Source organism: Maribacter sp. (genome assembly GCA_020629415.1).
Taxonomy (GTDB): domain Bacteria; phylum Bacteroidota; class Bacteroidia; order Flavobacteriales; family Flavobacteriaceae; genus Maribacter; species Maribacter huludaoensis.
In genome coordinates this window covers 38,302-64,189 of the sequence record JAHDDL010000007.1, presented here as the reverse complement: position 1 = coordinate 64,189, position 25,888 = coordinate 38,302, and the positions used below count along the sequence as shown (strand labels likewise).

The following is a 25,888-nucleotide window of genomic DNA, read 5'->3' as shown; positions in this document are numbered from 1 at the left end:
GTGTTAGCTGACAACCCACAATTGAATATTAGACAGTGGACGGGAAAAGCACCTACACGAATTGTTCTTGATAGAAATCTAAGGATTACTAAAGATTTTCATGTTTTAGATGGAAAGCAAAAAACGATAGTATGTACACAAATAGTAGATACTACAAAGTACGTTAAAGGTGTTAGCTATAAAATTTTGAATTTTGAATCTCAATTACCGCAGCAATTATGTAATCTGATGTTTGAAGAGCAGCTACAAAGTGTCATTATTGAAGGCGGATCACAAACATTACAAAGTTTTATTGATGCTGACTTATGGGACGAAGCTCGAATCTTCAGAGGAGCAGCCGAATTTCAAAAAGGAATAAAAGCTCCAAAACCCACAGGACGAATAATAAAACAAATGGAAATTTTAACTGACCAACTAACCATACTAAGAAATGATTAAAAATATAATTTTTGATTTTGGTGATATATTTATCAATCTTGACAAACAAGCGCCGTTAATAGAAATGGCAAAATTTGGATTTACCGAATTGACTCCGGATTTAGATGCCATTTTCAAGTCATATGAAATGGGCTTAATAACGTCTGATGTGTTTGTTGAAAAACTGCAAGGCATTTTCACCAACGCTTCTAAATCTCAGATTATAGATGCCTGGAACTCCATTATACTGGACTTTCCGGAAGAACGCCTAAAGTTTATTGAAAAGTTGAAAGCCGACAATCAATACCGACTGTTCTTGTTGAGCAATACTAACGATCTTCACATTGACAAGGTTAAGGAGTCTATGGGAATGGAGCGTTTTTTAAGGTTTAAAAATTGTTTTGAGGTGTTCTACCTATCACAAGAAATGAAAATGCGAAAACCTAATGCCAATATATATGAAAAGGTGCTTAGCGATAATAATTTGAACGCATCAGAAACCTTTTTCATTGATGATACCAAAGAAAATACAGATAGCGCATCTAAACTAGGAATACAGTGTTGGAACCTTCAAGTAGGAAAAGAAGATGTTTTAGAAACTTTAAGCCGCATAGTATAAATGTATTTAGCGCTCAGTATTCTTTTCTCCAGCTTAATCTTTGTGGTTTTTAAATTATATGCCAAGTATCAGGTACAAACAATTTATGCCATTATCACTAATTACTTCATTGCTTGCATTGTAGGCTTACTATATTATAAAGAACCGATCAATGTATATGACATACCACAAAAGAGCTGGTTTTGGGGAAGCCTACTTCTTGGTCTATTATTCATACTAATATTTAATTTAATGGCAGCCACTTCACAAAAGCTAGGTGTATCCGTAGCTTCTGTTGCCACTAAAATGTCACTCACCATTCCAGTATTATTTGGAGTATTCTTCTACAGGGAAGTTTTAAGCATACTAGAGATTTTAGGAATAATTCTCGCATTGTTGGCCGTTTACTTCACTTCTTTAAAGGAAAACAAAATAAAAGCTGAAAAATGGGCATTTGCCTTACCGGTCTTAGTTTTTCTAGGATCAGGCATAATTGACACAAGCATAAAATACTTTCAAGATGCGCATATGCCCGAAGAAGAATACGCACTGTTCTCCGCAACGGTTTTTGCATCGGCAGGAATATTCGGCTTATTTTTTATCGGATATAAATCCACCCAACAACGATTGAAAATAAATTTCAAAAATATTATTGGTGGAATTTGTTTGGGCGTCCCCAATTACTTCTCCATATATTTCTTATTAAAAGCCTTACAACACCCAACTTGGAATAGTGCATCTATATTTACCATTAACAATGTGGCCATTGTAATGTTCTCCACGCTTTTAGGCATACTATTGTTTAAAGAAAGATTAAGCATTAAAAACTGGTTTGGTATAGGTTTGGCAATTTTCAGTATTATTCTAGTGGCTTTTGGCCCTAAAATAATGACGTACCTTTAAATTCTGCTTGGCACAACATATATGGACACCTATAAAACCATTTCAAAACCTTCTGAACCCCTATTGTTCAAAGAGCGAAAAAGTAAGTTTTACGGGTACTGCTTTCCGGTTTCCGACGAAGACAGTATTAAAGAACACATAGAGACATTAAAAAAAGAATACCCCACCGCCAACCATGTGTGCTACGCATGGCAAATGGGTGTTGAATCTAAGTCTTATCGTGCCAATGACGACGGAGAACCCAACAATTCTGCCGGTATGCCAATTTATGGGCAAATACAATCTTTTGACGTAACCAACATACTAGTTGCCGTAGTACGAATATTTGGCGGCACCAAACTAGGTGTTGGTGGATTAATCAGTGCTTACAAAGAAACTGCTAAGCTAGCATTAGAAAATGCGGCAATAATCACCCAAGTATTACAAGAAGAACTAACCGTTATTTTTGAATATTCAGAAATGGACATTGTAATGCGATTGGTCAAAAAACACCAACTAACCATTGTATCACAAGATTTGCATTTAAAATGCAAAATGATTTTAGCTGTAAATAAAAGTGATTTAAAAAAAACAATGAAACTTTTTAAAGCACATCACAAATTAGAAATCAAGGCAAACGCCTAATCTTTAATATTCCAATTTGTCCAATAATAGCTGCGGACATTTAGTAGGCCTATTTCTTTTCATATCCATAAATACCAAAACCGTATTTGCGGTCGCCAATAATTCTCCAGCTTCATTTGTCATTTCATAATCAAATTCAATTCTTACCGCAGGTTTTTTCGTCAAAATTACCTTTACGGTTACCAAATCATCATACTTCGCAGATTTTAAATATTTAATGGACAAACTAATCACCGGAAGCATAATTCCGCCCTCCTCCATACTTTTGTAAGAAATTCCTAACGACCTTAACCATTCAACTCTTGCCAATTCTAAATATTGAGCATAATTACCATGATAGACAACCCCCATCTGGTCAGTTTCTGAGTATCTAATTCGAAAAGAAATTTCATTTGATCGCATTTATTTCAAGTAAAAAGTATATATTTAAAACATCCCCTATTGAGTGAGCGAACATGAGAAAAAAAAAGGTCAAATTCAATGACAATCGATTTTTTTTTTCAATAATTTGTTCACATATTTGCCCAAGTTGAACGAGAACCTATATTGATTTTTCATAATCATCTATAGCTCAACACTAACCATTAAAAGAGTATAATTTATTATGAGTGTTACTGCAAATTCCGTATGGAAAAACTGTTTGGTGTTTATTAAGGATAATATCCAACCGCAGGCATTCAAAACATGGTTTGAGCCCATTAAACCGATAAAGCTTTCAGAAAAAGCATTAAGCATTCAAGTACCTAGTAAATTCTTTTACGAATGGCTAGAGGAACACTATGTTAAACTTTTAAAAGTTGCCTTGACCAAAGAACTTGGAGAATCTGCAAAGTTGGTTTACATTATTAGAATGGAGAATACCTATGGCAACAAAGAACCTTTTACAGAAAAGATTCCCAGCTCCAACAGAGGTACAATGGCCGCTCAAGAAATGGATGTGCCCATTAAATCTAAAAACCCTGAATTACGTAATCCGTTTGTAATACCAGGTATTAGAAATATTAAAATAGAATCTCAATTAAATCCTAATTATAATTTTGATAATTTCCTTGAAGGAGATTCTAACCGTTTGGCACGATCTGCCGGTATGGCGGTAGCCAACAAACCCGGTGGTACATCTTTTAATCCATTATTGGTTTTTGGTGGTGTAGGATTAGGAAAAACACACTTGGCGCACGCCATAGGTGTTGAAATAAAAGACAAGTACCCTGAACGTACAGTGCTTTACATTTCTGCAGAGAAATTTACTCAGCAGTATATTGAATCCGTAAAGAAAAACACTAGAAATGATTTTATACATTTCTACCAGTTAATAGATGTACTTATTATTGATGATGTACAATTCTTATCGGGTAAATCCGGTACGCAAGATGTTTTCTTCCATATTTTCAACCATTTGCACCAAAACGGTAAACAAGTAATTCTTACGTCTGACAAAGCTCCTGTAGATATGCAGGATATTGAGCAACGATTGTTATCGCGTTTTAAATGGGGATTATCCGCAGAATTGCAAAGCCCGGACTATGAAACAAGAATCTCCATCTTAAAGAATAAGTTATATAGAGACGGTGTAGAGATACCAGAAGATATTATTGAATATGTTGCCAAACATATTAAAACCAATATTAGAGAACTTGAAGGCGCCATAATTTCCCTTATTGCACAGTCTACGCTAAACAAAAGAGAGGTTACTATTGAACTTGCACAACAGGTTGTTGAAAAATTTGTAAAGAACACCAAACGCGAGGTGTCTATTGACTACATACAAAAAGTTGTTTCCGATTACTTTGAAATGGATGTTGCAACATTACAGTCCAAAACAAGAAAGAGACACATTGTACAAGCTAGACAATTAGCCATGTTCTTTGCCAAGAAGTTCACTAAAGCATCATTGGCAAGTATTGGCTCACAAATAGGAAAGCGTGATCACGCAACTGTTTTACACGCATGCAAAACCGTAGACAATTTAGCAGAGACCGATAAACAGTTCCGCAAATACATTGATGACCTAACAAAGAAATTTTCTTAAATTTTCAACTTCATGAACGTGTTAATGGTTTGCCTAGGCAATATATGTAGGTCTCCGTTGGCAGAAGGTATTCTAAAAAGCAAAATTTCTACATCAAATGTACATGTTGATTCTGCAGGAACGGGAGGTTACCATATTGGTAACGCACCAGACCCAAGATCCATAAAGGTTGCCAAAGAGCATGGTATTGATATAAGCTCACAAGTATGCAGAAAATTCGTTGTGTCAGATTTTGATGCTTTTGATATCATCTATGCGATGGATAAAAGCAACTATGGCAATATTATTAAATTGGCCAGAAACAAGATAGATGCCGCTAAAGTAAAGCTATTATTAAATGAGATCAGTCCAATTGACAATGATGTTCCAGACCCATACTATGATGCTGAAGACGGATTTGAAAATGTTTTTCAAATTATAGATCAAGCTTGCGACATAATAGCAGCAAGACTAGAAAAATAATAAATGAGCACACCAAACGGAAAAACAGGGAAAATATATTTAATACCCACCACTTTAGGCGATATGCCTCCTTTAGAGGTATTACCCATTTCAATTAAACAGACTATTGAAAAATTAGATCACTATGTTGTTGAAAACGAAAAAACCGCTCGTCGTTTTATAAAGAAAATTAGTCCAAGAAAATCCCAGCCAAGCTTAAAACTATTTGTTTTAAATAAGTTTACCGAGGCTGCCGAAATACCTAATTTTTTAAACCCTTGCCTTGAAGGTCTTGACGTAGGAATACTCTCCGAGGCCGGATGCCCTGGTATTGCCGATCCCGGCGCAGCTGTAGTTAAGATTGCGCACGACAAAAACATTCAAGTTGTTCCATTAGTAGGTCCTTCTTCCATTTTATTAGCTTTAATGGCAAGTGGCATGAACGGACAAAATTTTGCCTTTAACGGCTATTTACCCATTGACAGCGCTGACCGAAAGAAATATATTAAAAATCTAGAGCGAAGGTCAAAAGATGAAAACCAATCCCAAGTTTTTATTGAAACACCCTACCGTAATAATAAAATGCTTGAAGAACTTATTAAAACATTAGCCCCAAGTACAAGAATTTGTGTAGCAGCCGACATTACACTACCCACGGAATACATTAAAACAAAGACAGCTATTAACTGGAAAAGAGAGAATGTAGATTTACATAAAAGACCTGCTATTTTTATTATACAGGCATAAAAAAACCTTAACAAATAAATGCCAAGGTTTCCCATTTTCATATCTACTTAAACTTTTATATCCTAGGATTACGTTTTGCCTCTACCATAGAAACATCATAACCTGCAAATTTTTTCATATAATTAGAAATACTGGTACCGTAACCATCCGAAAGCTCCAAACGACCGTGAGACCTTAGATACAATTTTACGTTACCAGGCCCTGCTAAATGCGCAGCTGCCAATATACCGGATTCCGTAATTTGTATGCCGTTCATGCGTACACCTACATAACGCTTAATATCCTTTCTAAGAATCCACTTGTTTCTAGATGTGTTTACTTGAAATACTTTTTCTTGCAACACAGGATTATATAGAAAATGATTACCATCATTAACACCAACCAGCTCTAATGTACCTAGACCAAATTGATATTTACCTAAATAACCAAAAGTGTTGGTCACAAAATAATTGCCTTGAGACTCTTTAAAAGCCAATGCTTCCTTAAAACCTATGAACCGACTACCAAGAAAAGGGGGAGTGATTTGATAATTTGCCAATATAGCCTCTTCCTGAGGATAAGAAACCAACATTGATTCCTTTACTTTAAGTTGATCAGGTACGCCAACACTAAAAGACTTAAAACCATAACCTGACAAAATAAAAAGCACAATAAGAGGACAACTTGCTAATATCCATCTTCTCATATCATATATTTCTTAAGACTTACGGCGACTACTATTTGCTTGCTTAAATTTCTGCCGCAAAGGTAGACCTGAATTTCTAAGACTTTAAGAAGGTTCTGTTAAAAGTATACAGATTTAGTTAAGAAGTTCTAAAATTCGGATGAATGCTTATCTATTGATCTTCTGAGCATTAATCCATCGGATGTACTGTGCTTTATTTCGGTTGTGCTGCATTAAATTCTCTGCAAACATATGATAACCGAACTTTTCAACATTGGCCACAAAATAGTAATAATTATGTTTTTTAGGATTTAAAACCGCATCAATTGCGGTAATGTCCGGCATTGCAATAGGACCTGGCGGCAACCCTGCATATTTATAGGTATTATAGGGAGAATCCATCTCTAGATCTCTATACAAGACTCTTTTAATAACAGTATCGAAATTACCGGTTTCTTTCTTTATGGCATAAATAACAGTTGGATCTGCCTGTAACAACATTCGCTTTCTTAATCTATTCAAGTATACACCGGCAACGGTAGGTCTCTCATCTACCTTTGCGGTCTCTTTATGCACAATAGACGCCAATGCAATTACTTCATTGGGTTTTAAACCAAGCGCAATAGCTTTCTCTTTACGTTCATCAGTCCAAAAGCGATTGTATTCCTTTAACATTCTTCCTCTAAAGGAAGCTGCAGAGGTGTTCCAAAAAAATTCATAACTATTAGGGATATACAAAGATATCTTATTGGCATCATCAAATCCATTTTCCTCTAAAAACTCTTTATCATTAAAAGCAGCGACCAAGGAAGCACTATCAGCCTCGATCTGACTTGCAATTCTTCCAGCCAAATCATTGATATTTTCTTGATTATTAAAAGATACTTTAACAGGTAAGTTTCTACTTCGTAAAGAATTTACAATCTCGTTATTGTTCATTCCTTTACTAATGCTGTATTTACCTGCCTTTATATTATTTAGGTAACCTTTTCTTTCAGCAGTGGATTCAAATGAATCGAAGTTTTTTAAAACCGGCGAAAGTCGCTCCTTTAAATCGTTAACATCAGCATCGGTCGGAATAAAAACTATAGCTTCTTCATTATTAAAATTGGTATTCGGAGTAAAAAAGGTTCCATAAACGGTATACGCAAAAACTCCACCCCCAATTAAACCTAAAAGCACTACGCCCAATAAAATACGCTTGATATACATTAATTATTTATTTTTTGTAATAATACTTCATTCTTATAGGTATCGTTAAATCGTACCCAGTCTTTTTTGACTCCAATTTCTTGAAATCCAAGTTTTTTAAATAAATGCAAACTTGGCGCATTTCCTTCTAGAATATTAGCATAAACCTGTTTTAAGCCCAAAACTTGAAACAAGTAATTGCATAAAAGCGTAATTGCCTCTGCCCCTATTCCTTTATTTCTAAGCCCTTCATCTAAAACAACAATACCTATACCTGCCCTTTTATGATTTGGTTCAAAATCAAAAACATCTATTAAACCTATTGTATTATGCTCTTTTCTGCATATTACCAACCTTAACTGCTTTACGTCATAAATATCTCTGTGGGCACTATCTAAATATAACTGCAATACATCTTTAGAGTACGGTGTAACCGTACCACTAACTTCCCAGATACCGGTATCATTCTCTAGTTCATACAAAAAATCCAGGTCCTTTTGCTCTAAGGCCCTTAAATAAATTTGCTTTCCAGTTAATGTTACCACGTTAATTCTCCTTTAAAAACCTGTTTTGCCTCACCTTGAAGATAAATATCACCATAAACACCGTTATTTTCTTTAAAAGTGACTTCTAAATTACCGCCCAGTGCATTTACAGGAATAGTCTTCTCTTTTGTGTTACCCAAATGATACATACCTAAAGCAACTGCCGTTACACCAGTACCACAAGAAAGTGTTTCATCTTCCACCCCACGCTCATAAGTTCTTATATCAAAGCCACCTTTGTCATTTGGTTCCACAAAATTGATATTGCTACCCTTTTCGCCATAAATACCATATCGCATACGCGCACCTTCCTTTACAACATCAAAAGACGGCAAACCTTTTACCATTTGTACATGGTGGGGAGAACCGGTATTCATGAACAGTGCATTCGATTTCTCCTTTATTTCACCAACGTCAGTCATCTTAAGACTTACAATATCATCAACAATTGTAGCCTCATGAAGACCATCAACCGCAATAAAAACGGTCTTCTCTTTTATAATATTTAGAAAATGAGCGAAAGCTACAATACATCTTCCACCATTGCCACACATGCTACCTTCATTACCATCGGCATTATAATAAACCATTCTAAAATCGGTATTATCATCATTTTCCAATAAAATAAGTCCGTCCGCACCTACGCCAAATCTTCTATGACAAATTTTAGCGATCAACTCGGCATTGCCCTTATCAAATTGTTTCTTGCGATTGTCTATCATCACAAAATCATTACCTGTACCTTGATATTTATAAAAAGTATTTTCCATGCTATAATAAAGTATCAAAGATAGCATATAATTACATTTTGCTTAGTAGTTAAAAAGTAGTTAAACGATTATGAAATGGTATAAAAACAAGTAATTTTGTGCAGAATAAGTTAAATCTTTAATGAATATGAAAAAAATAGCAAGTCTCTTGTTTGTATCTGTATTTGCCGGTGCAATTACATTGGGCGCTTACAAACTATTTTTCGAGAAAGAAAATTTTACTGTTATTAGCCAAGAAAACAACGGTGCGGTCGTTAATACCAACTACACACCTACATCTGCCAGAGGTGCCGGCATTAATGAGGTGGACTTTACCATAGCTGCCGAAAATACCGTAAATGCCGTAGTACACGTTAAGAATATTACTATAAGCCAAGCACCTACTACTATTTTCGATTTTTTTTATGGCACTAGCAGAAGTTCGGTACCACAGGTAGGAACAGGATCAGGAGTAATTATATCTTCTGACGGATATATTGTAACCAATAACCATGTTATCAATAAAGCTACACAATTACAGGTAACTTTAAACAACAATAGAACTTATAATGCCGAGCTAATAGGCACGGACCCAAATTCTGATATTGCGTTGATAAAAATAGACCCAAAAGAAAAATTGCCATATTTGGCTTTTGGTGATTCTGACCATACTAAGATTGGAGAGTGGGTATTGGCAGTTGGCAACCCTTTCAACTTAACCTCTACGGTTACCGCGGGTATCGTAAGCGCAAAAGCAAGAAATCTTGGTAAGAACCAATCGTTCATACAAACAGATGCAGCGGTAAATCCAGGTAATTCAGGTGGTGCACTGGTAAACACTAACGGAGATTTAGTAGGAATAAATACGGCAATTACGTCACAAACAGGATCATATGTGGGCTATTCTTTTGCCGTACCCAGTAATATTGCCAAAAAGGTTGTTCAAGATATTTTAGAGTATGGAAATGTTCAAAAAGGTTTTATGGGCATTAGTCCTGCTCCTGTAAACACTAGAGATGCTATAGAAAAAGGAATTAATAACATAGATGGTGTATATATTGAATTGGTGGAAGAGGAATCTGCGGCCCAAGAGGCCGGAATCGTAGTCGGTGATATTATTAAAAAAGTCGATGAAATCGATGTACACAAATATCCTGATCTAACCGGTTACCTATCTACAAAAAGACCTGGAGACACCTTGTCGTTAATTGTGGACAGAAATCAAGAACTACTTACACTACCTATAGTATTAAAAGAAAGACAATCTCTAATTGTACCGGAAATGGGATTGGAAGTTCGGAATTTGACCGAACACGACAAGAAAGTTTACAAAACTACATCTGGTGTTAAAATTACCGGTGTTCCTGAAAGATACAGGGGTTACGGTTTATCCGAAAAGGTAATCATTAAGGTAGATGATCATGAAATAGGAAATATTGACGATGCCTTTACTGCATTTGGCAGTATCTCTAAATATGGAAAAACGGTTATAGTCATGGTAGGTTCAAATGGCGAAAGAGACCGTTTGATTTTTCAATAAAAAATAAAATTTAAAATACAGCCTTCGTAAAAACGAAGGCTTTTTTTTAAAAAATATTTATTTTAAGTGCTTAATTTTTCTAGTTTTGTGCGAATTCTAAAAATAATCAACTAATTATGGCTTCACAGAGCACATTTGAAAAAGAGCTGGCATTTCAAGCAGATCGTAGAAAAGCTACGACCGAATTTATCAAAATCGTAAGCGATTTATGGTATGATAAGGCTATTGAAATTGTTCTTTTTAAAAATCAGGTTATTGACAAAAATGTAAGCGATATTATTCACTTACACGAATACGCTGGTGAATTTGTACAAAAACCGATATCCATTTTTGATTCGGTAGAAATTCTTCGATCAATTTCAGACATGATGCTTCCACCCTCAAAACTTGACATCGGCAAGCTAACTTATGAATACCATTCGGACACCAATATTTTAAATAATGTAAAATCTTTTGTTATAGATAAGTTGCAATCTGCACAAGATTTCAAAAGCATAGAACCAAAAGATGTTGTTCTATATGGCTTTGGGCGTATAGGCAGATTAGTTGCCAGAGAATTAATGTCCAAAACAGGCAAAGGAAACCAATTACGTTTAAGAGCAATTGTGGTAAGAGGTAAACCAAGTATAGAAAATCTTGAAAAAAGAGCCAGCTTACTTAAAACAGATTCCGTACATGGTATTTTCAATGGTACCGTAAAGGTAGATTATGCCAATCTAAAACTTATTATAAACGGTACAACGGTACATGTCATATATGCAAATATGCCAGAAGAGATCGACTATACCGAATATGGCATTAATGACGCTTTGGTCATTGATAATACTGGTGCATTCAGAACCAAAGAGCAATTGGAAAGACACCTACAGGCAAAAGGCGCTTCAAAAGTTCTTTTAACCGCACCAGGTAAAGAGGTAGCTAATATTGTTCACGGAGTAAATCATTTGGAATACAGCCCAGATGACACCCAAATCTTTTCTGCAGCTTCTTGTACCACTAACGCCATCACCCCTATCTTAAAGGCTATAGAGGAAACTTTAGGTATTGAAAAAGGTCATTTAGAAACTATTCACGCATATACCAATGATCAAAATTTGGTCGATAACATGCATGGTAAATACCGAAGAGGTAGAGCGGCCGGTTTAAATATGGTCATCACCGAAACCGGAGCAGGAAAAGCAGTGACCAAGGCACTACCATCGTTAATGGGGAAATTAACTTCTAACGCGATCAGGGTTCCTGTACCTAACGGTTCTTTGGCAATATTGAATCTTGATGTAAATCAAAAAACATCTCTTGAAGGCGTTAACAGCATGATCAAAAAGTATGCTCTTGAAGGTGACTTGGTAGAACAAATTAAATATTCCTTGGATAAAGAATTGGTATCATCGGATATTATAGGCACTTCTGCCCCATCTATATATGATAGTATGGCTACTATTGTATCTGAATCAGGTAAAAATATTGTCCTTTATATTTGGTATGATAATGAATACGGCTATTCGCACCAAGTTATTCGTTTGGCAAAGTATATTGCCAAAGTCCGTCGTTTTACATATTACTAATAGTCTTATGGCAAAACATCCATTTGATGATTACTTACGTAGTTAAATAAACAGTTTTATGCTTTGTACTTTTTTTTCATAATTAAAGAATTATAAAGTACTTTAGTCAACTCTAAATTATTCAAATTAACCTAAGGATTTATTACATGAAGTTTTATAGAATACTAATGTTGCTTGCCTTTCTTTTAGCTAGCAATGTACATTTTGCGCAAGACACTGAAGAAGAGGAAGATAAATTATCTCTTGATGAAGGTCCTATCAGTAATCAGTTTGATTATATAGCTAAGCGTTCAGGAAATTATAGAGCTGATGGTGTTAGATACGAAGTAGTGAAAGAATCAAATCTGTTCAAGATCAGAAAGAATGTTTTGGATTCTATTGCCGCCATGAATAAAAAAACGGTTGAACTTAAATCAACAATTGCTGAGCATGAAACTACAATAACATCATTAAATAAAAAATTAGAGGAAACAACTACTAATTTGGGTGCGGTAACAGAAGAAAAAGATAGCATGTCTTTCTTAGGTCTGCCAGTATCCAAAGGCACATACAATTTTGTTCTTTGGACTATTATTGGAGGTTTATTCTTAACCCTGGGTCTATTTATCTATAAATTCAGAAATAGTAACATTTTAACACAAGAAGCAAAACAAAACCTTTCTGAACTAGAAGTTGAATATGAAGACCACAGACGTAGAGCTTTAGAAAGAGAACAAAAAATTAGTAGACAGTTACAAGACGAAATTAATAAACAGAAGAAAACCAAATAATTAAAAGCTCCTTAACGGAGCTTTTTTTTGATATGATACAAGTAAAGAAAATAACAAAAGTAGAAATTAAAGAGATTATTCCTCTTTTTGATGACTATAGAGTTTTTTACAAAATGCAGTCTGATCTTGATGCCGCTTCTAAGTTCTTAAATGATAGAATAAACAAAAAAGATTCCATCATATTCGGTGCATATACTAACGATAAAGCTGTAGGTTTCACCCAACTTTATTATACATTCTCTTCTGTAAGCCTGCAAAAATCCTTGATCCTTAACGACCTATATGTAGACCACAACTTTAGAAAACAGTCTATAGGAGAACAATTACTGCTGACAGCCAAAGAGTTTTGTAAAGAAAATAACTATAAAGGTTTGGCATTGGAGACCGCTATTGACAATCCTGCTCAAAAATTATATGAGAAATTAGGATGGCAGAAAGATTTGCATGCTTTTCATTACTTTTGGCAGGTTAAATGACGATGCAAAATCAAAAGATGCGAATAGATATTATTACCGTATTACCTGAATTATTAACTAGCCCCTTTGAAGCTTCAATTTTAAAAAGAGCAATTGATAAGGGATTGGTAGAAGTCCATTTTCACAACATTAGAGATTACACATCTACCAAGTACCGTAATGTGGACGATTATCAGTTTGGCGGTGGTGCCGGTATGGTCTTAATGATAGAGCCAATAGACAAGTGTATTACCGAACTAAAATCGCAGCGCGATTATGATGAAGTAATTTATATGACACCAGATGGCACTACTTTAAACCAGAAAATGGCGAACACACTTTCAATGGTAGAAAACATTATAATTTTGTGCGGTCATTATAAAGGGGTAGATCAACGGGTAAGAGATGCATTTATTACCAAAGAAATATCTATTGGGGATTATGTACTTTCTGGCGGAGAATTGGGAGCTGCGGTACTTTGTGATGCTATCATAAGATTATTACCAGGTGTTTTAAACGATGAAACCTCTGCCCTAACAGATACTTTTCAAGACGGACTATTGGCTCCACCAGTATACACGAGACCCGCGGAATACAAAGGTATGAACGTCCCAAATGTATTGTTAAGCGGAAATTTCGGCAAAATTGAAGAATGGCGTGAAAACCAAGCATATGAGCGCACAGAAAAGCTTAGACCCGATCTACTTAAGTAGCAAAACACTTATTGCAAAAGAAAAATAAAATAAACGCTTGTGTGTTATAATTTAAATATTATTTTTGCAGCCTGTTAGAACAACCTCTGACGATAATCGTGAATGTTGCTTTAATTTAATTCCTATTTAAAAAAAACAATGGAATCATTAATAAAATTTGTACAAGACGAGTTTGTAACTAAAAAAGATTTTCCAAAATTTTCGGCCGGTGACACTATCACTGTTTATTACGAAATTAAGGAAGGTGAAAAAACTAGAACGCAGTTCTTTAAAGGAGTTGTAATACAACGTAGAGGTTCTGGTTCAACAGAAACGTTTACAATCCGTAAAATGTCAGGTACCGTAGGTGTTGAACGTATCTTCCCGGTAAACTTACCTGCATTACAGAAAATTGAAGTTAACAAACGTGGTAAAGTACGTAGATCTAGAATTTACTACTTCCGTGAATTAACCGGTAAAAAGGCTAGAATTAAAGAAATTAGAGGATAAATCTATTTTCTTAACTTATATAAAGCACTGTTTCTTTTTGAGGCAGTGCTTTTTTTATAAACAAAAGTGAACAACACATGTTCATAAGGTGTTGATTAATAAAAGTTTACAGATATTACATTTGAATTATATTTTTTTGTATATTGTAGTGTAGTTAAAAAATTGAAACGACGAAAAATTCAATTTAAACCTACTACGAAGTTTACGTTCTTTCGTATTGCTGTTTTACTATTTAATTTAAAATTAAATAGTTGAATTTTAATTCTACAGGCTGTCGCTTATAGAATACAAAATAAATTGAACTATAAAAATACTATATACTAGGTTTTTATTTTACAATAAGAACGGCAAGAAAAAATGATGTGTAGATGTTAGGTAGCGTACCTGAGAATCGAAAAACATTTTAAAACGTTGAATTAGTGAAGCGGATGCAATCAAGGGTTGCCGTTCCAATGAAAAATTGGAACAAACTGTTCGTAAACTTTTTCTAAAAAGCCATATCATTGTATGCGTACATTGATATGGCTTTTGTTATTTAACAAAACTTCTTTTCAAGCCTGAAATATTAAGGCATCTCCACGTTTTAAAACTTTTAGAAAATCGTATATTTGTTCCGCTTAAATTAAAACAAACTGCACATGTCCAAAATTTTTTACACTAAAACAGACGAAGCGCCAGCTTTGGCAACGGAGTCTTTTTTACCTATTGTTAAAGCTTTTACCAAATCATCAGGAATTGAAATTGAAACGAAAGACATTTCTTTGGCCGGTAGAATAGCCGCTACATTTCCTGAATTTTTAACAAAGGAACAACAGGTATCCAATGATTTGGAAGAATTGGGCAATATGGCCAAAAAGCCAGAAGCGAATATTATAAAATTACCTAATATAAGTGCTTCAGTTCCACAATTGAACGAAGCAATTACAGAATTACAATCTAAAGGTTATAATTTACCTAACTACCCAGACGAGCCTAAGAATGACGAGGAAAAGGAAATAAAGGCCAAATATGACAAGATAAAAGGTAGTGCGGTCAATCCTGTTTTACGCGAAGGAAACTCTGACCGTAGAGCGCCAAGAGCCGTAAAAAATTATGCAAAACAGAACCCGCACAGTATGGGTGCCTGGAGCCCTAGCTCCAAAACGCACGTGGCTACTATGGGTGACGGTGATTTTCAGGCAAATGAAAAATCATTGACGTTGAACGATGCCACATCAGTTCAAATTAAATTAGTCTCAGAGAATTCTGAAACAATACTGAAAGATAACCTTGGTCTACTTAAAGGCGAAATTATTGATGCTACCGTAATGAACAAAACAGCACTTTTGGACTTTTTGGAAAAAGAAGTTAAAGATGCCAAGGATAAAGGTGTTCTTTTCTCGGTTCATTTAAAAGCTACTATGATGAAAGTGTCCGACCCTATTATTTTTGGACATGTCGTAGAAACTTTTTTAAAGCCGGTGTTCGTAAAATATGCAGATACCTTTGACACTTTAGGCATAAGCCCTAACGATGGTTTGGCTAGTTTATACCAGAAAATAGAAAAGCTACCTGCTAGTGAAAAAGATGCCATTATCAAAGATTTGGATGTAGCTCTTGCAAACGGACCTGATTTGGCTATGGTTAATTCTGATAAAGGTATCACCAACCTACATGTTCCTAGTGATATAATTATTGATGCCTCCATGCCTGCAATGATCAGAAATTCTGGTCAGATGTGGAACAAGGAAGGTAAGGCCCAGGATACTAAAGCAGTTATTCCAGATAGTAGTTATGCAGGTATCTATAGCGCAACCATAAACTTCTGTAAAGAACATGGCGCTTTTGACCCTACTACTATGGGTACGGTACCAAATGTTGGACTTATGGCTCAAAAAGCTGAAGAATACGGTTCACATGACAAGACTTTTGAAATTAAACAGGCCGGAACGGTACAAGTTGTAGATGTACCAACAGGTAACGTTTTAATGGAACATGCTGTAAATGCCGGAGATATTTGGCGCATGTGCCAGGTTAAGGACGCACCTATTGAAGACTGGGTAAAATTAGCCGTATCAAGAGCAAAGGCAACAAATGATCCCGCTATTTTCTGGTTAGACAAAAATAGAGCGCATGATGCAGAACTAATTAAAAAAGTCAATACTTATTTAGCAAAAGAAGATACAGCCGGATTAGATATTCAAATAATGTCGCCAATTAAAGCCACTGAATTTACTTTAAAAAGAATGAAGGCAGGCAAAGATACTATTTCGGTATCCGGTAACGTATTACGAGACTATCTAACAGATCTATTCCCAATTTTAGAGGTTGGAACCAGTGCAAAAATGCTTTCTATTGTTCCATTAATGAACGGTGGCGGTCTTTTTGAAACTGGCGCAGGTGGTTCTGCTCCTAAACATGTAGAGCAATTTGTGGAAGAAGGACATCTTAGATGGGATTCTTTAGGTGAATTTTTGGCCCTTGGGGTTTCTTTAGAATTCTATGGCGAAAAAAATAACAATGCGGCAGCCAAAGTTCTAGGAGATACATTAGATAGTGCTACTGAGAAATTTTTGTTGAACGACAAATCACCTTCTAGAAAGGTAAAAGAAATTGATACTAGAGGAAGCCATTTTTATTTGGCAAAATATTGGGCCGAAGCTTTAGCGCTACAAGATGACAATGCCGAGCTTAAAGCTATCTTTTCAAAAGTGAGTTCTGAAATAAATTCTAAAGAATCAGATATTCTAACAGAATTAATTGACGCGCAAGGTTCTTCTCAAGAAATTGGCGGTTATTACAAGCCAGACCCATCTTTAGTAGAAAAAGCTATGAGACCAAGTAAAACCTTAAATGGTATTTTAGACTCCATTTAATCTTATAATTCTATTTAATTAATACCCTCAATCATAGTTGAGGGTATTTTTTTTACCCGGTAATTAGTTGTAGGAGTATCTGGTATTTCTAAGTATTTTTACTAAAAAAAATTGATGAAAGAATATTTACCGCTTATTCTTATCTCATTCCTTTGCTTCTCTTTTGTATCATGGGGACAACAGAAGTACACCTTAAGTGGCTCTATTGCTGAATCTAACAGCAATGAAACATTAATTGGGGTAACGGTTGCCATTCCTGAATTGAATACGGGCGTTACCACAAACGAATATGGTTTTTATTCTATTTCCCTTCCCAAAGGCACTTATACCGTTCTGATCAGCTATTTAGGTTTTGAAGATATCATAGAAAAAATTGAACTGACCGAAAATAGACGTAAAGATTATTTATTAGTTGAAGAAGCCGAGCAGTTAGAGGAAGTCGTGGTTACGGAGAACGTAGAAAAGATGGACATTAGAAAGCCACAAATGAGTGTCAATACACTTTCTGTAGGTACCATAAAAAAAATACCGGTAATACTAGGCGAGGCAGATGTTATAAAATCTATATTGCTGCTGCCGGGTGTCACCAATGCAGGTGAAGGTGCATCCGGATTTAATGTACGTGGTGGCGCAGCTGATCAAAATCTTATCTTGTTAGATGAAGCTATTATCTTTAATTCATCTCACTTATTCGGTTTTTTCTCCGTATTTAATCCTGATGCCATAAAAGACGTAAAACTTTATAAAGGCGGTATTCCCGCAAGATATGGCGGTAGAGTATCCTCCGTATTAGATATTTTTCAAAAAGAAGGGAACAGTAAAGAGTTTAAAATGAACGGTGGTATCGGTGCCGTTGCCAGTAGACTTTTGATCGAAGGACCAATAAAAAAGGATAAGGCCGCGTTTCTTATAGGTGGTAGAGCTTCATATGCCCATTTATTTCTTCCTCTGTTTGATGTGGACAATACCGCATATTTCTATGACCTGAATACCAAGCTAAACTATAGGCTAAATGAAAAAAACAATGTATTCCTGTCTGGCTATTTTGGCCGAGATGTATTCGGGATCAATGATAGCTTCGTTAACACCTATGGGAATACGGTAGGTAATTTTAGATGGAACCATTTGTTCTCCGATAAACTTTTTTCCAACCTCTCGCTAATCTATTCTGATTACTATTACGGGCTTAAATTAGATTTCGTAGGTTTTAATTGGAATTCCGGTATTAGAAATTTTAATATAAAGTATGATCTTAAGCACTATGCAACCGATAAACTACAAGTAAACTACGGTGTCAACAATGTATACTACCAATTTAATCCTGGTAAGATTGAGCCCAGTAACGCTGAATCAGGGATTATTAAAGAACAGCTGATTCAAAAATATGCAAATGAATTTGCAGCCTATGTTGATTTTGAACATAGAATAACCGATGACCTTAGCCTTGGTTACGGTCTGCGTTTTAGCCATTTCATGAGACTAGGTCAAGATGAACTCAATGTATACGCCAATAACAACCCTGTTGAATTTGACCCGTTATTATTAATTTATAAAGAAGCGGAACCTATTGATGTTATAAACCCCGGTAGAGGAACCACATTATCTAATTTCAATAATTTTGAACCAAGGGCATCACTGTCATATACCCTGAACGAGACCAGCTCAATTAAAGCCAGCTATACAAGATTGGCGCAGTATTTACATCTTCTATCAAATACCAGCTCCCCTACTCCTTTAGATGTATGGACACCAAGCGGACCATTTACAAAACCACAGCTTTTAGACCAATATGCCTTTGGATACTTTAAAAATTTCAACGAAGGTGATTATTCATTTGAAACGGAAGTGTTTTATAAAGACGTTCAAAACAGAATAGATTATATAGATGGTGCAAATTTAATTGCCAATAATGCTATTGAACAGGTTATTTTAAATGGAGAAGCAAGAGCATATGGACTAGAGGTTTTACTTCGCAAAAACGAAGGTAAACTACAAGGTTGGCTAGCATACACGTTATCTAAATCCGAACAACGTACACCCGGTAGAACATCTAATGTGGACAATGGGCGTAGCAATATTGAAACCGGCATTAATTTTGGCAACTGGTACAACACTCCATACGATAAAACCCACGACCTTTCAATGTTCGTAAGCTATGATGCAAATGAGAAATGGAGTTTTAGCGGTAATTTCACCTACCAAACCGGACAACCTACAAATTACCCGATCGGTCAATTTCAATTTCAGAACTTAACCGTGCCGTATTATGGTTTACGTAATACACAAAGACTACCGGCATACAATCGCCTTGATCTCTCTGCCACATTAACTCCAAGTAAAAACAAATCAAGAAAAATTAAGGGAGAATGGGTTTTTAGCCTATACAATGTTTACAATAGAAGAAATGCCGCCTCTATTAGCTTTAGACAAAATGATGACACAGGGGTTAACGAAGCGGTGCGTACCTCTATTTTTGGTATAGTACCTGCAGTTACCTACAATTTTAAATTATAAGCTATGAAACGCTATTTAACATTTATATTGACGATAATACTTTTCGCCTCTTGCGAAGACGTTATTGATGTAGAGCTTCCGGATGATGTCAGCAGACTCATTGTAAACGGAGTGATCAGAGTTGATGAAACCGAAGAGTTCCTACCCATTGAAATAGTGGTTTCTGAAAGTAGTTCTTTTTTTGAAGAGAATACGGTTGCAACAATTGAAAGCGCCATCATTTATTACGGCACCCCTAGAGAAGATGCTCCTGAAATATTGGAAGGCGGCGGAGTATCTAACTTGGCAGAATTAGAACCAGGTAGCGGTATATGGGTTCCAGACCCTTCATTTGATAGTGACCAAAGAATAAGGGTTGAAAATATAAATGAAGGAGATGTTTTTCAACTGATAATAACAACAGCCGATGAACAATATTTGGCTACTACCACCTATGTAAAATCAGTACCTATAGACTCTTTACAGCAAGGCGACGAGACTCTGTTCTCCGGTGACGAAACAGAGGTTATCGTTACCTTCACAGACCCTGGTGATAGCGATGATTTTTATTTACTTGACCTTGATTTTGGAGAGTTTCTTGTAACGGAAGATGAATTTTACCAAGGGCAAACATTTGTATTTTCATACTTCTATGACAATGAACTGGAAATAAACACCAGTTCTATCGTAGATATAAGCCTTATTGGGGTTGATGAGGCTTTTTATAATTACATGAACCAGATTATTGTGCAATCCGGTGGTGATCAAGGTCCTTTTCAGACTCCCGCAGCTACCGTACGCGGCAATATTATAAATGTTACGGGAATAGATAATGATGAAGTTCTGGACAATGTAGACCGTACGGATAATTATGCCCTAGGCTATTTCGCCATTGTAGAAGAGTATAAAGACAGTATAACCATAACAGAAAATGAAACGAACCGATAAAGATTTACTTGTTACCGGGCTAAAAAAACTGGCACTTACCGTAATACTAATGTTTACGGCACCAATTGTTCTATGGCAAGCATTTAAAAATCAAGAACACTTTTTATTTTGGCCTGTTTGCATACTTGGCGTAATTCTTGCATTTTTTGCCGTTAGAACAGGTTTTAGAGGAATAATGACGATTATGGATTCCATGTTCGGAAAAAAAACCAAAACATCTTAATCCTTGGGAATTTTAGTAGTATTCTTCCACTTGTTGTACAGTTTATCGTAATCGTAGTCCAAAACAGTTTCCTGTCTTTCTAACTTGCCTTGGGAGAATGCACGCTGCAAAATATCCTCTATTAAATAGTCTTCCTCTATCCGATCTGGATGAAATTCTTCTTTAATACTAATATTAAAAAGCTTTGCCGTAGTATTGTACCAAAACGCACGCCAACCATTTCTAAGATCTTTTACCAAGTCAAAAGCGGTAGCGCCTGTTTGCCTATAGATTAGTTTTACCAAAATCTGCCCCTCGGTTCGTGTCAGTTTTTTAAGTTCTTCAGAAAACTCTTCTTCAATAAATTTCTGAACTTTTTTAGTGTACTTTTTTCGCTTTCTGTTGTTTTTCATGTTCGCCAAACTATCGTTTAGCTCAACCAACCGTTCTGCCGCCATCTTTGCATACGGATATACTTTTTGTGTTTTTCTACGTAAAATATAATAGCGTAACTTTTCATCGTATGAAGAGAATTTTAGCTTTCCGAACACGTAAGCCTCCTGCAAAGCTATTGAACTTTGCACCAAAGAATCTCCGGCAACAATGATCATCTTTTCCGTAATTGAATCAAGTTCCTGTTCTTCTACTTGAGCATGGGCTTTTGACATACCGCAGAAGAGCAAAATAAATAGTAAAAAGTTATATTTCATTACCATAGGCTAAACAAAAGTCCTGCCAAAATTAACGATTATTAAAGAAGGTTATTATTAATACAACGCTAATATTGTTAAGTTTGTATTTTAAATTTACATTGATGGCTGATAAAAAAATAATTACCAAAAAGTCTGAAGACTTTTTTGAAAAATACTTGAATAATGCCGCCCCTACAGGATATGAGTGGGAAGGGCAAAAAATTTGGATGGACTACCTAAAACCTTATGTAGATACGTTCATTACGGACACATACGGTACGGCAGTAGGTGTTATAAATCCTGATGCCAAATATAAGGTTGTTATTGAAGGACATTCCGATGAAATTTCTTGGTATGTAAACTATATCACAGATAATGGATTGATTCATGTAATCAGAAATGGTGGTAGTGACCATCTAATTGCCCCGTCTAAATGGGTAAACATCCATACAACCAAAGGTATCGTTAAAGGTATTTTTGGCTGGCCGGCTATTCATACACGCAAAGGAGACAAGGAAGAAACACCAAAAATTGAAAATATTACGGTTGACGTTGGCGCAACTACTAAAGAGGAAGTTGAAAAACTTGGCGTTCACGTAGGTTGTGTAATTACTTACCCAGACGAGTTTCAAATACTTAACAAGAATAAATACGTTTGCAGGGCAATAGACAACAGGGCCGGCGGATTTATGATTGCCGAAGTTGCCCGTTTATTGCACGAGAACAAGGTAAAATTGCCATTCGGACTATACATCACTAATTCTGTACAGGAAGAAATTGGTTTACGTGGTGCAGAAATGATAACACAGACTATAAAGCCCAACGTGGCAATAGTAACAGATGTTTGTCATGATACTACAACACCAATGATTAAAAAAGAGGTACAAGGTCACACTGAAATTGGTTTAGGCCCTGTTATTTCTTATGCTCCTGCAGTTCAAAATAAATTGCGCGAACGTATCATTAAAACTGCTGAAGATAACAAGATACCGTTTCAAAGAATGGCCGCTTCTAGATCTACAGGTACAGATACCGATGCTTTTGCCTATAGTAACGGCGGGGTAGCTTCTGCTCTAATTTCATTGCCATTGCGCTATATGCATACTACGGTAGAAACAGTTCATAAAGATGATGTTGAAAATGTAATTCGTTTGATTTATGAAACATTGTTAACAATTAAAGACGGAGAAACTTTTAGCTACTTCGATTAAATTTATATAATCCCTCTTTTATCGGAGGGATTTTTTTATGCTATGGATGAACTAATAGATATTTTGGATAGTGAAGGCAACATGACGAATACCACCGCCATGAAGTCTGAAGCTCACAAAAATGGATGGTTTCATCAAACGGTTCATATCTGGTTCTATACTTTGGAAGGAAAAATTCTTATGCAGCAACGAGGGAAGAATAAAGATATCTACCCTTTACTTTGGGATGTATCCGTTGCAGGACATATTGGCGCTGGAGAATCAATTGTAAATTCTGCCGTGCGTGAAATAGAAGAAGAAATAGGACTGTGTATAGCTCCTTCTGACTTAGATAAAATTGGAACATTTAAATCCGTCAAAAATCATTCTAAAATATTAAAGGATTATGAGTTTCATCACACCTTCATTGCCACACTAAAATTACCCTTTAGTGAACTTCAAAAGCAAGATAGTGAGGTTGAAGCCTTAAAACTGATTTCTATAAATGAATTTAGCAAGGCATTGAAAGACCCTATTAAATACAGCTATGTTCCTCATGATATTTCCTATTACAGGACTATACTTAAAGAAATACAAGCTAAAGAAAGTAATTTGTAAAAGCTATATTCGTCTTTAAAAACCAGATTCTTCAGCCATTTTTACAACGCCAACGGTTAAAATTAAATTTGCAAAACGTCTTTGCTCACCTGTCTGAATAATTAAGGTAGTATTTTGGTCTCTAATTTTATCATAAAAAGCCCAGCGCTCCATTTCGTCCCAAGTTACATCGCCTAACAATTTTTTATAGGCATCATGAATTTCTGCATTGGCTTCCGTAGGTTTTTCCATTACAATAGCACCTTGCACAGGGCAAACTTCTAAAATTCCTTCTAAAACAGTCAATGCATCTAACAATCCCGGGCGAAAATTTAAATGTACCGTTGTAGAATTGGGCCCAGTCATTGCACCTACAGGTAAATTACCATCTGCAATTACCACTTGTGCAAAATGACCTGAGCGCCCAAGCGCCTCCATTATTTGTGGATGTATAACCGGAGTCTTTAACATATGTAATTTTTTTAAAAAGAATAAGAAAATAAAACCCTAGTCGCTTAAAAAGGCGAACTAGGGTTTCTAAAAGATTACGACCTGCTACATATTGTAGACACCTCCATTTATATCAAGTGTAGCTCCTGTAATAAACCCATCATACTCAGATGCTAAATATAATACAGCTCTAGCTACGTCATCCGCATTACCCGCCCTTTGAATAGGAATACCTTTTGTAGTTTCTGCCGCAGATTCTTTAGTAGTATGTGTATTATGGAACGAGGTACCTAAGATAAGTCCTGGTGCAACTGCATTAACTCTTGTACCCTGTGGTCCCAATTCTGATGCAAGTGCTCTTGTATAGGTTAAAATAGCTCCTTTACTGGTAGAGTATACCAATGATCCTGGGTGACCACCTTTACGGCCGGCCAATGAAGCTAAGTTTACAATGCTACTGTTTTCGTTCTTTGCCAAATAAGGTGATGCCGCACGCGTGACAAACATCATGGATGTTAAGTTGATATCCATCACCTTATGCCAAAATTGAGTTTCCATTTCACTAAGCAACTTTCTAGCAACCAAAGACCCTGCATTATTTACAAGTATATTTAAACCGCCAAAAGCTTCTACTGTTTTTTCAACTAAGGCATTGGCATCTTCTTCTTTGGTTAAATCTCCAGATATTGCGATAGCTCTCAAACCTTTACCCAATGCATACTTTACCAACTCGTTTGCGGTATCGGCACTTGAAAAGTAATGTATGGCAACATTGGCGCCACTATCTATAAAATGCTTGGTAATTGCTTCTCCTATGCCTTGAGCACCTGCAGTAATAAGTATATTTTTCCCAGATAATTTGCTACTATTCGTCATACTATAATTATAAAATTGATTTCATTTTAGATTCTTGCCTTTATCTATTGCACAGCATAGAACTGCACAACCAGATTGGTTAACCAAATATAATCAAAAATGACTCAGTAAGATATATTCTGATTTTTAAGTATTTAATTTAAAGAATTTACAAATTGAGAAACATTGTCCAAACTATACTCTTGTTGAGAACCTTCTAGCATGTTTTTTACAACGAACGAATTATTTTCCAACTCTTGTTCCCCTAGTAAAATTACGTAAGGCACATTACGGTTATTGGCATATTTCATTTGCTTCTGCATCTTGGCGCTAGAAGGGTAAATATCCGCTTTAACACCAGATTTGCGTAGTTGACTAACCACTTTCAAGGCAGCCATAGCTTCCCTTTCACCAAAATTAACGCATAAAACCTGAAGCGATCTGTCTATTGCCTCTGGGAAAAGATCTAAATCTTCCAATACCAAATAAATACGGTCTAGACCAAATGATATACCTACGCCACTCACGTTCTTTAAGCCAAAAATACCGGTAAGATCATCATAACGTCCACCACCGCCTATTGACCCCATTTTTACACCTGCTGGTGCTGCAACTTCAAATATTGCCCCGGTATAGTAATTTAAACCACGCGCAAGAGTTACATCAATAGATAATTTTGCAGATTGTAGGCCTAAAGTGGAAATAGCCTCTAATATAAAGCGAAGTTCCTGCAAACCTTTTTGGCCTTCTTCAGAATATTTTAAAAGACCGTCTAAACGTTGTAATTGTTCGTCGTTATTGCCCTGTGGTAAAAACAATGGTGATGCTTTTGCAATTGCTTCTTCCGTAATACCCTTGGCAAGCATTTCTTTTTTGACTCCGTCCTCCCCTATTTTATCCAGCTTATCCAAAGCAACGGTAAAATCTATCAATAAATCTTTAGCTCCTATTACTTCCGCTATACCTGCCAAGATTTTTCTATTGTTCATTTTAATGGTGACACCCTCTAACTTTAAATCGGAAAATACGGCGTCATACAATTGAACCAGCTCTACTTCTTGTAATAATGAATCTGAACCAACAACATCTGCATCACATTGAAAAAACTCTCTAAATCTACCTTTCTGTGGTCTATCTGCCCTCCAAACAGGTTGAATTTGATAGCG

The 25,888-nt window shown here is 35.8% G+C and carries 28 protein-coding genes; 19 read left to right on the top strand and 9 right to left on the bottom strand.

The features are described from left to right. The 4 genes from QZ657_RS04715 to QZ657_RS04700 form a co-directional block, all read left to right on the top strand. Window positions 1-438 (top strand): RibD family protein (locus QZ657_RS04715; protein WP_291965291.1); only part of this gene is annotated, 438 nt, incomplete at its 5' end. After that, window positions 431-1,036 carry an HAD-IA family hydrolase gene (locus tag QZ657_RS04710; RefSeq protein WP_291965290.1) on the top strand — a complete coding sequence of 202 codons (606 nt, stop codon included), beginning with the start codon at window positions 431-433 and terminating at the stop codon, window positions 1,034-1,036. The genes QZ657_RS04715 and QZ657_RS04710, both read left to right, overlap by 8 nt. Then, window positions 1,037-1,918 carry an EamA family transporter gene (locus tag QZ657_RS04705; RefSeq protein ID WP_291965289.1) on the top strand — a complete coding sequence of 294 codons (882 nt, stop codon included), beginning with the start codon at window positions 1,037-1,039 and terminating at the stop codon, window positions 1,916-1,918. It begins immediately after the preceding gene. Between the two features lie 21 nt (window positions 1,919-1,939). Beyond that, window positions 1,940-2,542: an IMPACT family protein gene (locus tag QZ657_RS04700; protein ID WP_291965288.1), complete on the top strand. Its 603-nt coding sequence runs from the start codon at window positions 1,940-1,942 to the stop codon at window positions 2,540-2,542. Between the two features lie 3 nt (window positions 2,543-2,545). On the opposite strand, the gene QZ657_RS04695 is transcribed toward QZ657_RS04700, so the two are convergent. Beyond that, complete coding sequence (locus QZ657_RS04695) at window positions 2,546-2,944, bottom strand: acyl-CoA thioesterase (RefSeq protein WP_291960539.1); 399 nt, start codon at window positions 2,942-2,944, stop codon at window positions 2,546-2,548. A gap of 202 nt (window positions 2,945-3,146) precedes the next feature. Here QZ657_RS04695 and dnaA point away from each other — a divergent pair, with 202 nt between their 5' ends. From dnaA to QZ657_RS04680, 3 genes are read left to right on the top strand one after another with little or no spacing between them, the layout of a single operon-like run. Continuing rightward, window positions 3,147-4,571 carry a chromosomal replication initiator protein DnaA gene (dnaA, locus tag QZ657_RS04690; protein WP_276472289.1) on the top strand — a complete coding sequence of 475 codons (1,425 nt, stop codon included), beginning with the start codon at window positions 3,147-3,149 and terminating at the stop codon, window positions 4,569-4,571. A 12-nt stretch (window positions 4,572-4,583) separates the two neighbouring features. Continuing rightward, window positions 4,584-5,033, top strand: coding sequence for a low molecular weight protein-tyrosine-phosphatase (locus QZ657_RS04685; protein ID WP_291965287.1), 450 nt, complete (start codon window positions 4,584-4,586; stop codon window positions 5,031-5,033). 3 nt (window positions 5,034-5,036) lie between these two features. Continuing rightward, on the top strand, window positions 5,037-5,759 hold the full coding sequence (locus tag QZ657_RS04680; protein WP_291965285.1) for an SAM-dependent methyltransferase: 723 nt from the start codon (window positions 5,037-5,039) through the stop codon (window positions 5,757-5,759). A 55-nt stretch (window positions 5,760-5,814) separates the two neighbouring features. Here QZ657_RS04680 and QZ657_RS04675 read toward each other — a convergent pair whose 3' ends face one another. The 4 genes from QZ657_RS04675 to dapF form a co-directional block, all read right to left on the bottom strand. Then, entirely contained in the window at window positions 5,815-6,444 is a 630-nt protein-coding gene (locus tag QZ657_RS04675; protein ID WP_291960535.1) for a hypothetical protein, read from the bottom strand. 147 nt (window positions 6,445-6,591) lie between these two features. Continuing rightward, window positions 6,592-7,635 carry an endolytic transglycosylase MltG gene (gene mltG / locus QZ657_RS04670; RefSeq protein WP_291965284.1) on the bottom strand — a complete coding sequence of 348 codons (1,044 nt, stop codon included), beginning with the start codon at window positions 7,633-7,635 and terminating at the stop codon, window positions 6,592-6,594. Next, window positions 7,635-8,159, bottom strand: coding sequence for a GNAT family N-acetyltransferase (locus QZ657_RS04665; RefSeq protein WP_291965283.1), 525 nt, complete (start codon window positions 8,157-8,159; stop codon window positions 7,635-7,637). The genes mltG and QZ657_RS04665 overlap by 1 nt, the downstream gene beginning before the upstream one ends. Then, the gene (gene dapF, locus QZ657_RS04660; protein ID WP_291965282.1) at window positions 8,153-8,929 is read right to left on the bottom strand and encodes a diaminopimelate epimerase; all 777 of its coding nucleotides are present in this window, start codon (window positions 8,927-8,929) and stop codon (window positions 8,153-8,155) included. The genes QZ657_RS04665 and dapF overlap by 7 nt, the downstream gene beginning before the upstream one ends. Before the next feature lie 127 nt (window positions 8,930-9,056). On the opposite strand from dapF, the gene QZ657_RS04655 reads away from it, so the two are divergent. From QZ657_RS04655 to QZ657_RS04610, 10 genes are all read left to right on the top strand, one after another. After that, window positions 9,057-10,448 carry a S1C family serine protease gene (locus QZ657_RS04655; protein WP_291960530.1) on the top strand — a complete coding sequence of 464 codons (1,392 nt, stop codon included), beginning with the start codon at window positions 9,057-9,059 and terminating at the stop codon, window positions 10,446-10,448. 116 nt (window positions 10,449-10,564) lie between these two features. Then, window positions 10,565-12,013, top strand: coding sequence for a glyceraldehyde-3-phosphate dehydrogenase (locus QZ657_RS04650; protein ID WP_276472281.1), 1,449 nt, complete (start codon window positions 10,565-10,567; stop codon window positions 12,011-12,013). A gap of 146 nt (window positions 12,014-12,159) precedes the next feature. Beyond that, window positions 12,160-12,783 (top strand): tRNA (guanine-N1)-methyltransferase, encoded by a 624-nt coding sequence (locus QZ657_RS04645; RefSeq protein ID WP_276472280.1) that lies wholly within the window; start codon window positions 12,160-12,162, stop codon window positions 12,781-12,783. 32 nt (window positions 12,784-12,815) lie between these two features. Beyond that, on the top strand, window positions 12,816-13,259 hold the full coding sequence (locus QZ657_RS04640; RefSeq protein WP_291965281.1) for a GNAT family N-acetyltransferase: 444 nt from the start codon (window positions 12,816-12,818) through the stop codon (window positions 13,257-13,259). Window positions 13,260-13,276: 17 nt separating this feature from the next. Further along, entirely contained in the window at window positions 13,277-13,951 is a 675-nt protein-coding gene (gene trmD, locus QZ657_RS04635) for a tRNA (guanosine(37)-N1)-methyltransferase TrmD (RefSeq protein WP_291965280.1), read from the top strand. 138 nt (window positions 13,952-14,089) lie between these two features. Further along, window positions 14,090-14,440 (top strand): 50S ribosomal protein L19, encoded by a 351-nt coding sequence (gene rplS / locus QZ657_RS04630; RefSeq protein ID WP_076548108.1) that lies wholly within the window; start codon window positions 14,090-14,092, stop codon window positions 14,438-14,440. A 638-nt stretch (window positions 14,441-15,078) separates the two neighbouring features. Then, window positions 15,079-17,295, top strand: coding sequence for an NADP-dependent isocitrate dehydrogenase (locus QZ657_RS04625; RefSeq protein WP_291965279.1), 2,217 nt, complete (start codon window positions 15,079-15,081; stop codon window positions 17,293-17,295). Window positions 17,296-17,409: 114 nt separating this feature from the next. After that, window positions 17,410-19,809, top strand: a complete 2,400-nt coding sequence (locus QZ657_RS04620) for a TonB-dependent receptor (RefSeq protein ID WP_291965278.1) — start codon at window positions 17,410-17,412, stop codon at window positions 19,807-19,809. Between the two features lie 3 nt (window positions 19,810-19,812). Next, the gene (locus tag QZ657_RS04615; protein WP_291965277.1) at window positions 19,813-20,736 is read left to right on the top strand and encodes a DUF4249 family protein; all 924 of its coding nucleotides are present in this window, start codon (window positions 19,813-19,815) and stop codon (window positions 20,734-20,736) included. Next, window positions 20,720-20,959, top strand: coding sequence for a DUF6095 family protein (locus QZ657_RS04610; protein WP_291965275.1), 240 nt, complete (start codon window positions 20,720-20,722; stop codon window positions 20,957-20,959). Before QZ657_RS04615 ends, QZ657_RS04610 begins: the two co-directional genes overlap by 17 nt. Here the strand turns inward: QZ657_RS04610 and QZ657_RS04605 are convergent. After that, the gene (locus QZ657_RS04605; RefSeq protein WP_291960513.1) at window positions 20,956-21,648 is read right to left on the bottom strand and encodes a DUF4294 domain-containing protein; all 693 of its coding nucleotides are present in this window, start codon (window positions 21,646-21,648) and stop codon (window positions 20,956-20,958) included. The genes QZ657_RS04610 and QZ657_RS04605 overlap by 4 nt on opposite strands. Window positions 21,649-21,752: 104 nt before the next feature. Between QZ657_RS04605 and QZ657_RS04600 the strand changes: the two genes are divergently transcribed. Then, window positions 21,753-22,841: a M42 family metallopeptidase gene (locus QZ657_RS04600; RefSeq protein ID WP_291960511.1), complete on the top strand. Its 1,089-nt coding sequence runs from the start codon at window positions 21,753-21,755 to the stop codon at window positions 22,839-22,841. Between the two features lie 42 nt (window positions 22,842-22,883). Next, window positions 22,884-23,438 (top strand): NUDIX hydrolase, encoded by a 555-nt coding sequence (locus QZ657_RS04595; protein ID WP_291965273.1) that lies wholly within the window; start codon window positions 22,884-22,886, stop codon window positions 23,436-23,438. Between the two features lie 15 nt (window positions 23,439-23,453). Here QZ657_RS04595 and QZ657_RS04590 read toward each other — a convergent pair whose 3' ends face one another. The 3 genes from QZ657_RS04590 to hisS all read right to left on the bottom strand — a co-directional run. Continuing rightward, window positions 23,454-23,888, bottom strand: a complete 435-nt coding sequence (locus tag QZ657_RS04590) for an RbsD/FucU family protein (protein ID WP_291965270.1) — start codon at window positions 23,886-23,888, stop codon at window positions 23,454-23,456. Window positions 23,889-23,972: 84 nt separating this feature from the next. Beyond that, window positions 23,973-24,743: an SDR family NAD(P)-dependent oxidoreductase gene (locus QZ657_RS04585; RefSeq protein WP_276472269.1), complete on the bottom strand. Its 771-nt coding sequence runs from the start codon at window positions 24,741-24,743 to the stop codon at window positions 23,973-23,975. A gap of 134 nt (window positions 24,744-24,877) precedes the next feature. Continuing rightward, window positions 24,878-25,888, bottom strand: a 1,011-nt coding sequence (gene hisS, locus QZ657_RS04580) for a histidine--tRNA ligase (protein WP_291965268.1), incomplete at its 5' end; no start/stop codon positions are given.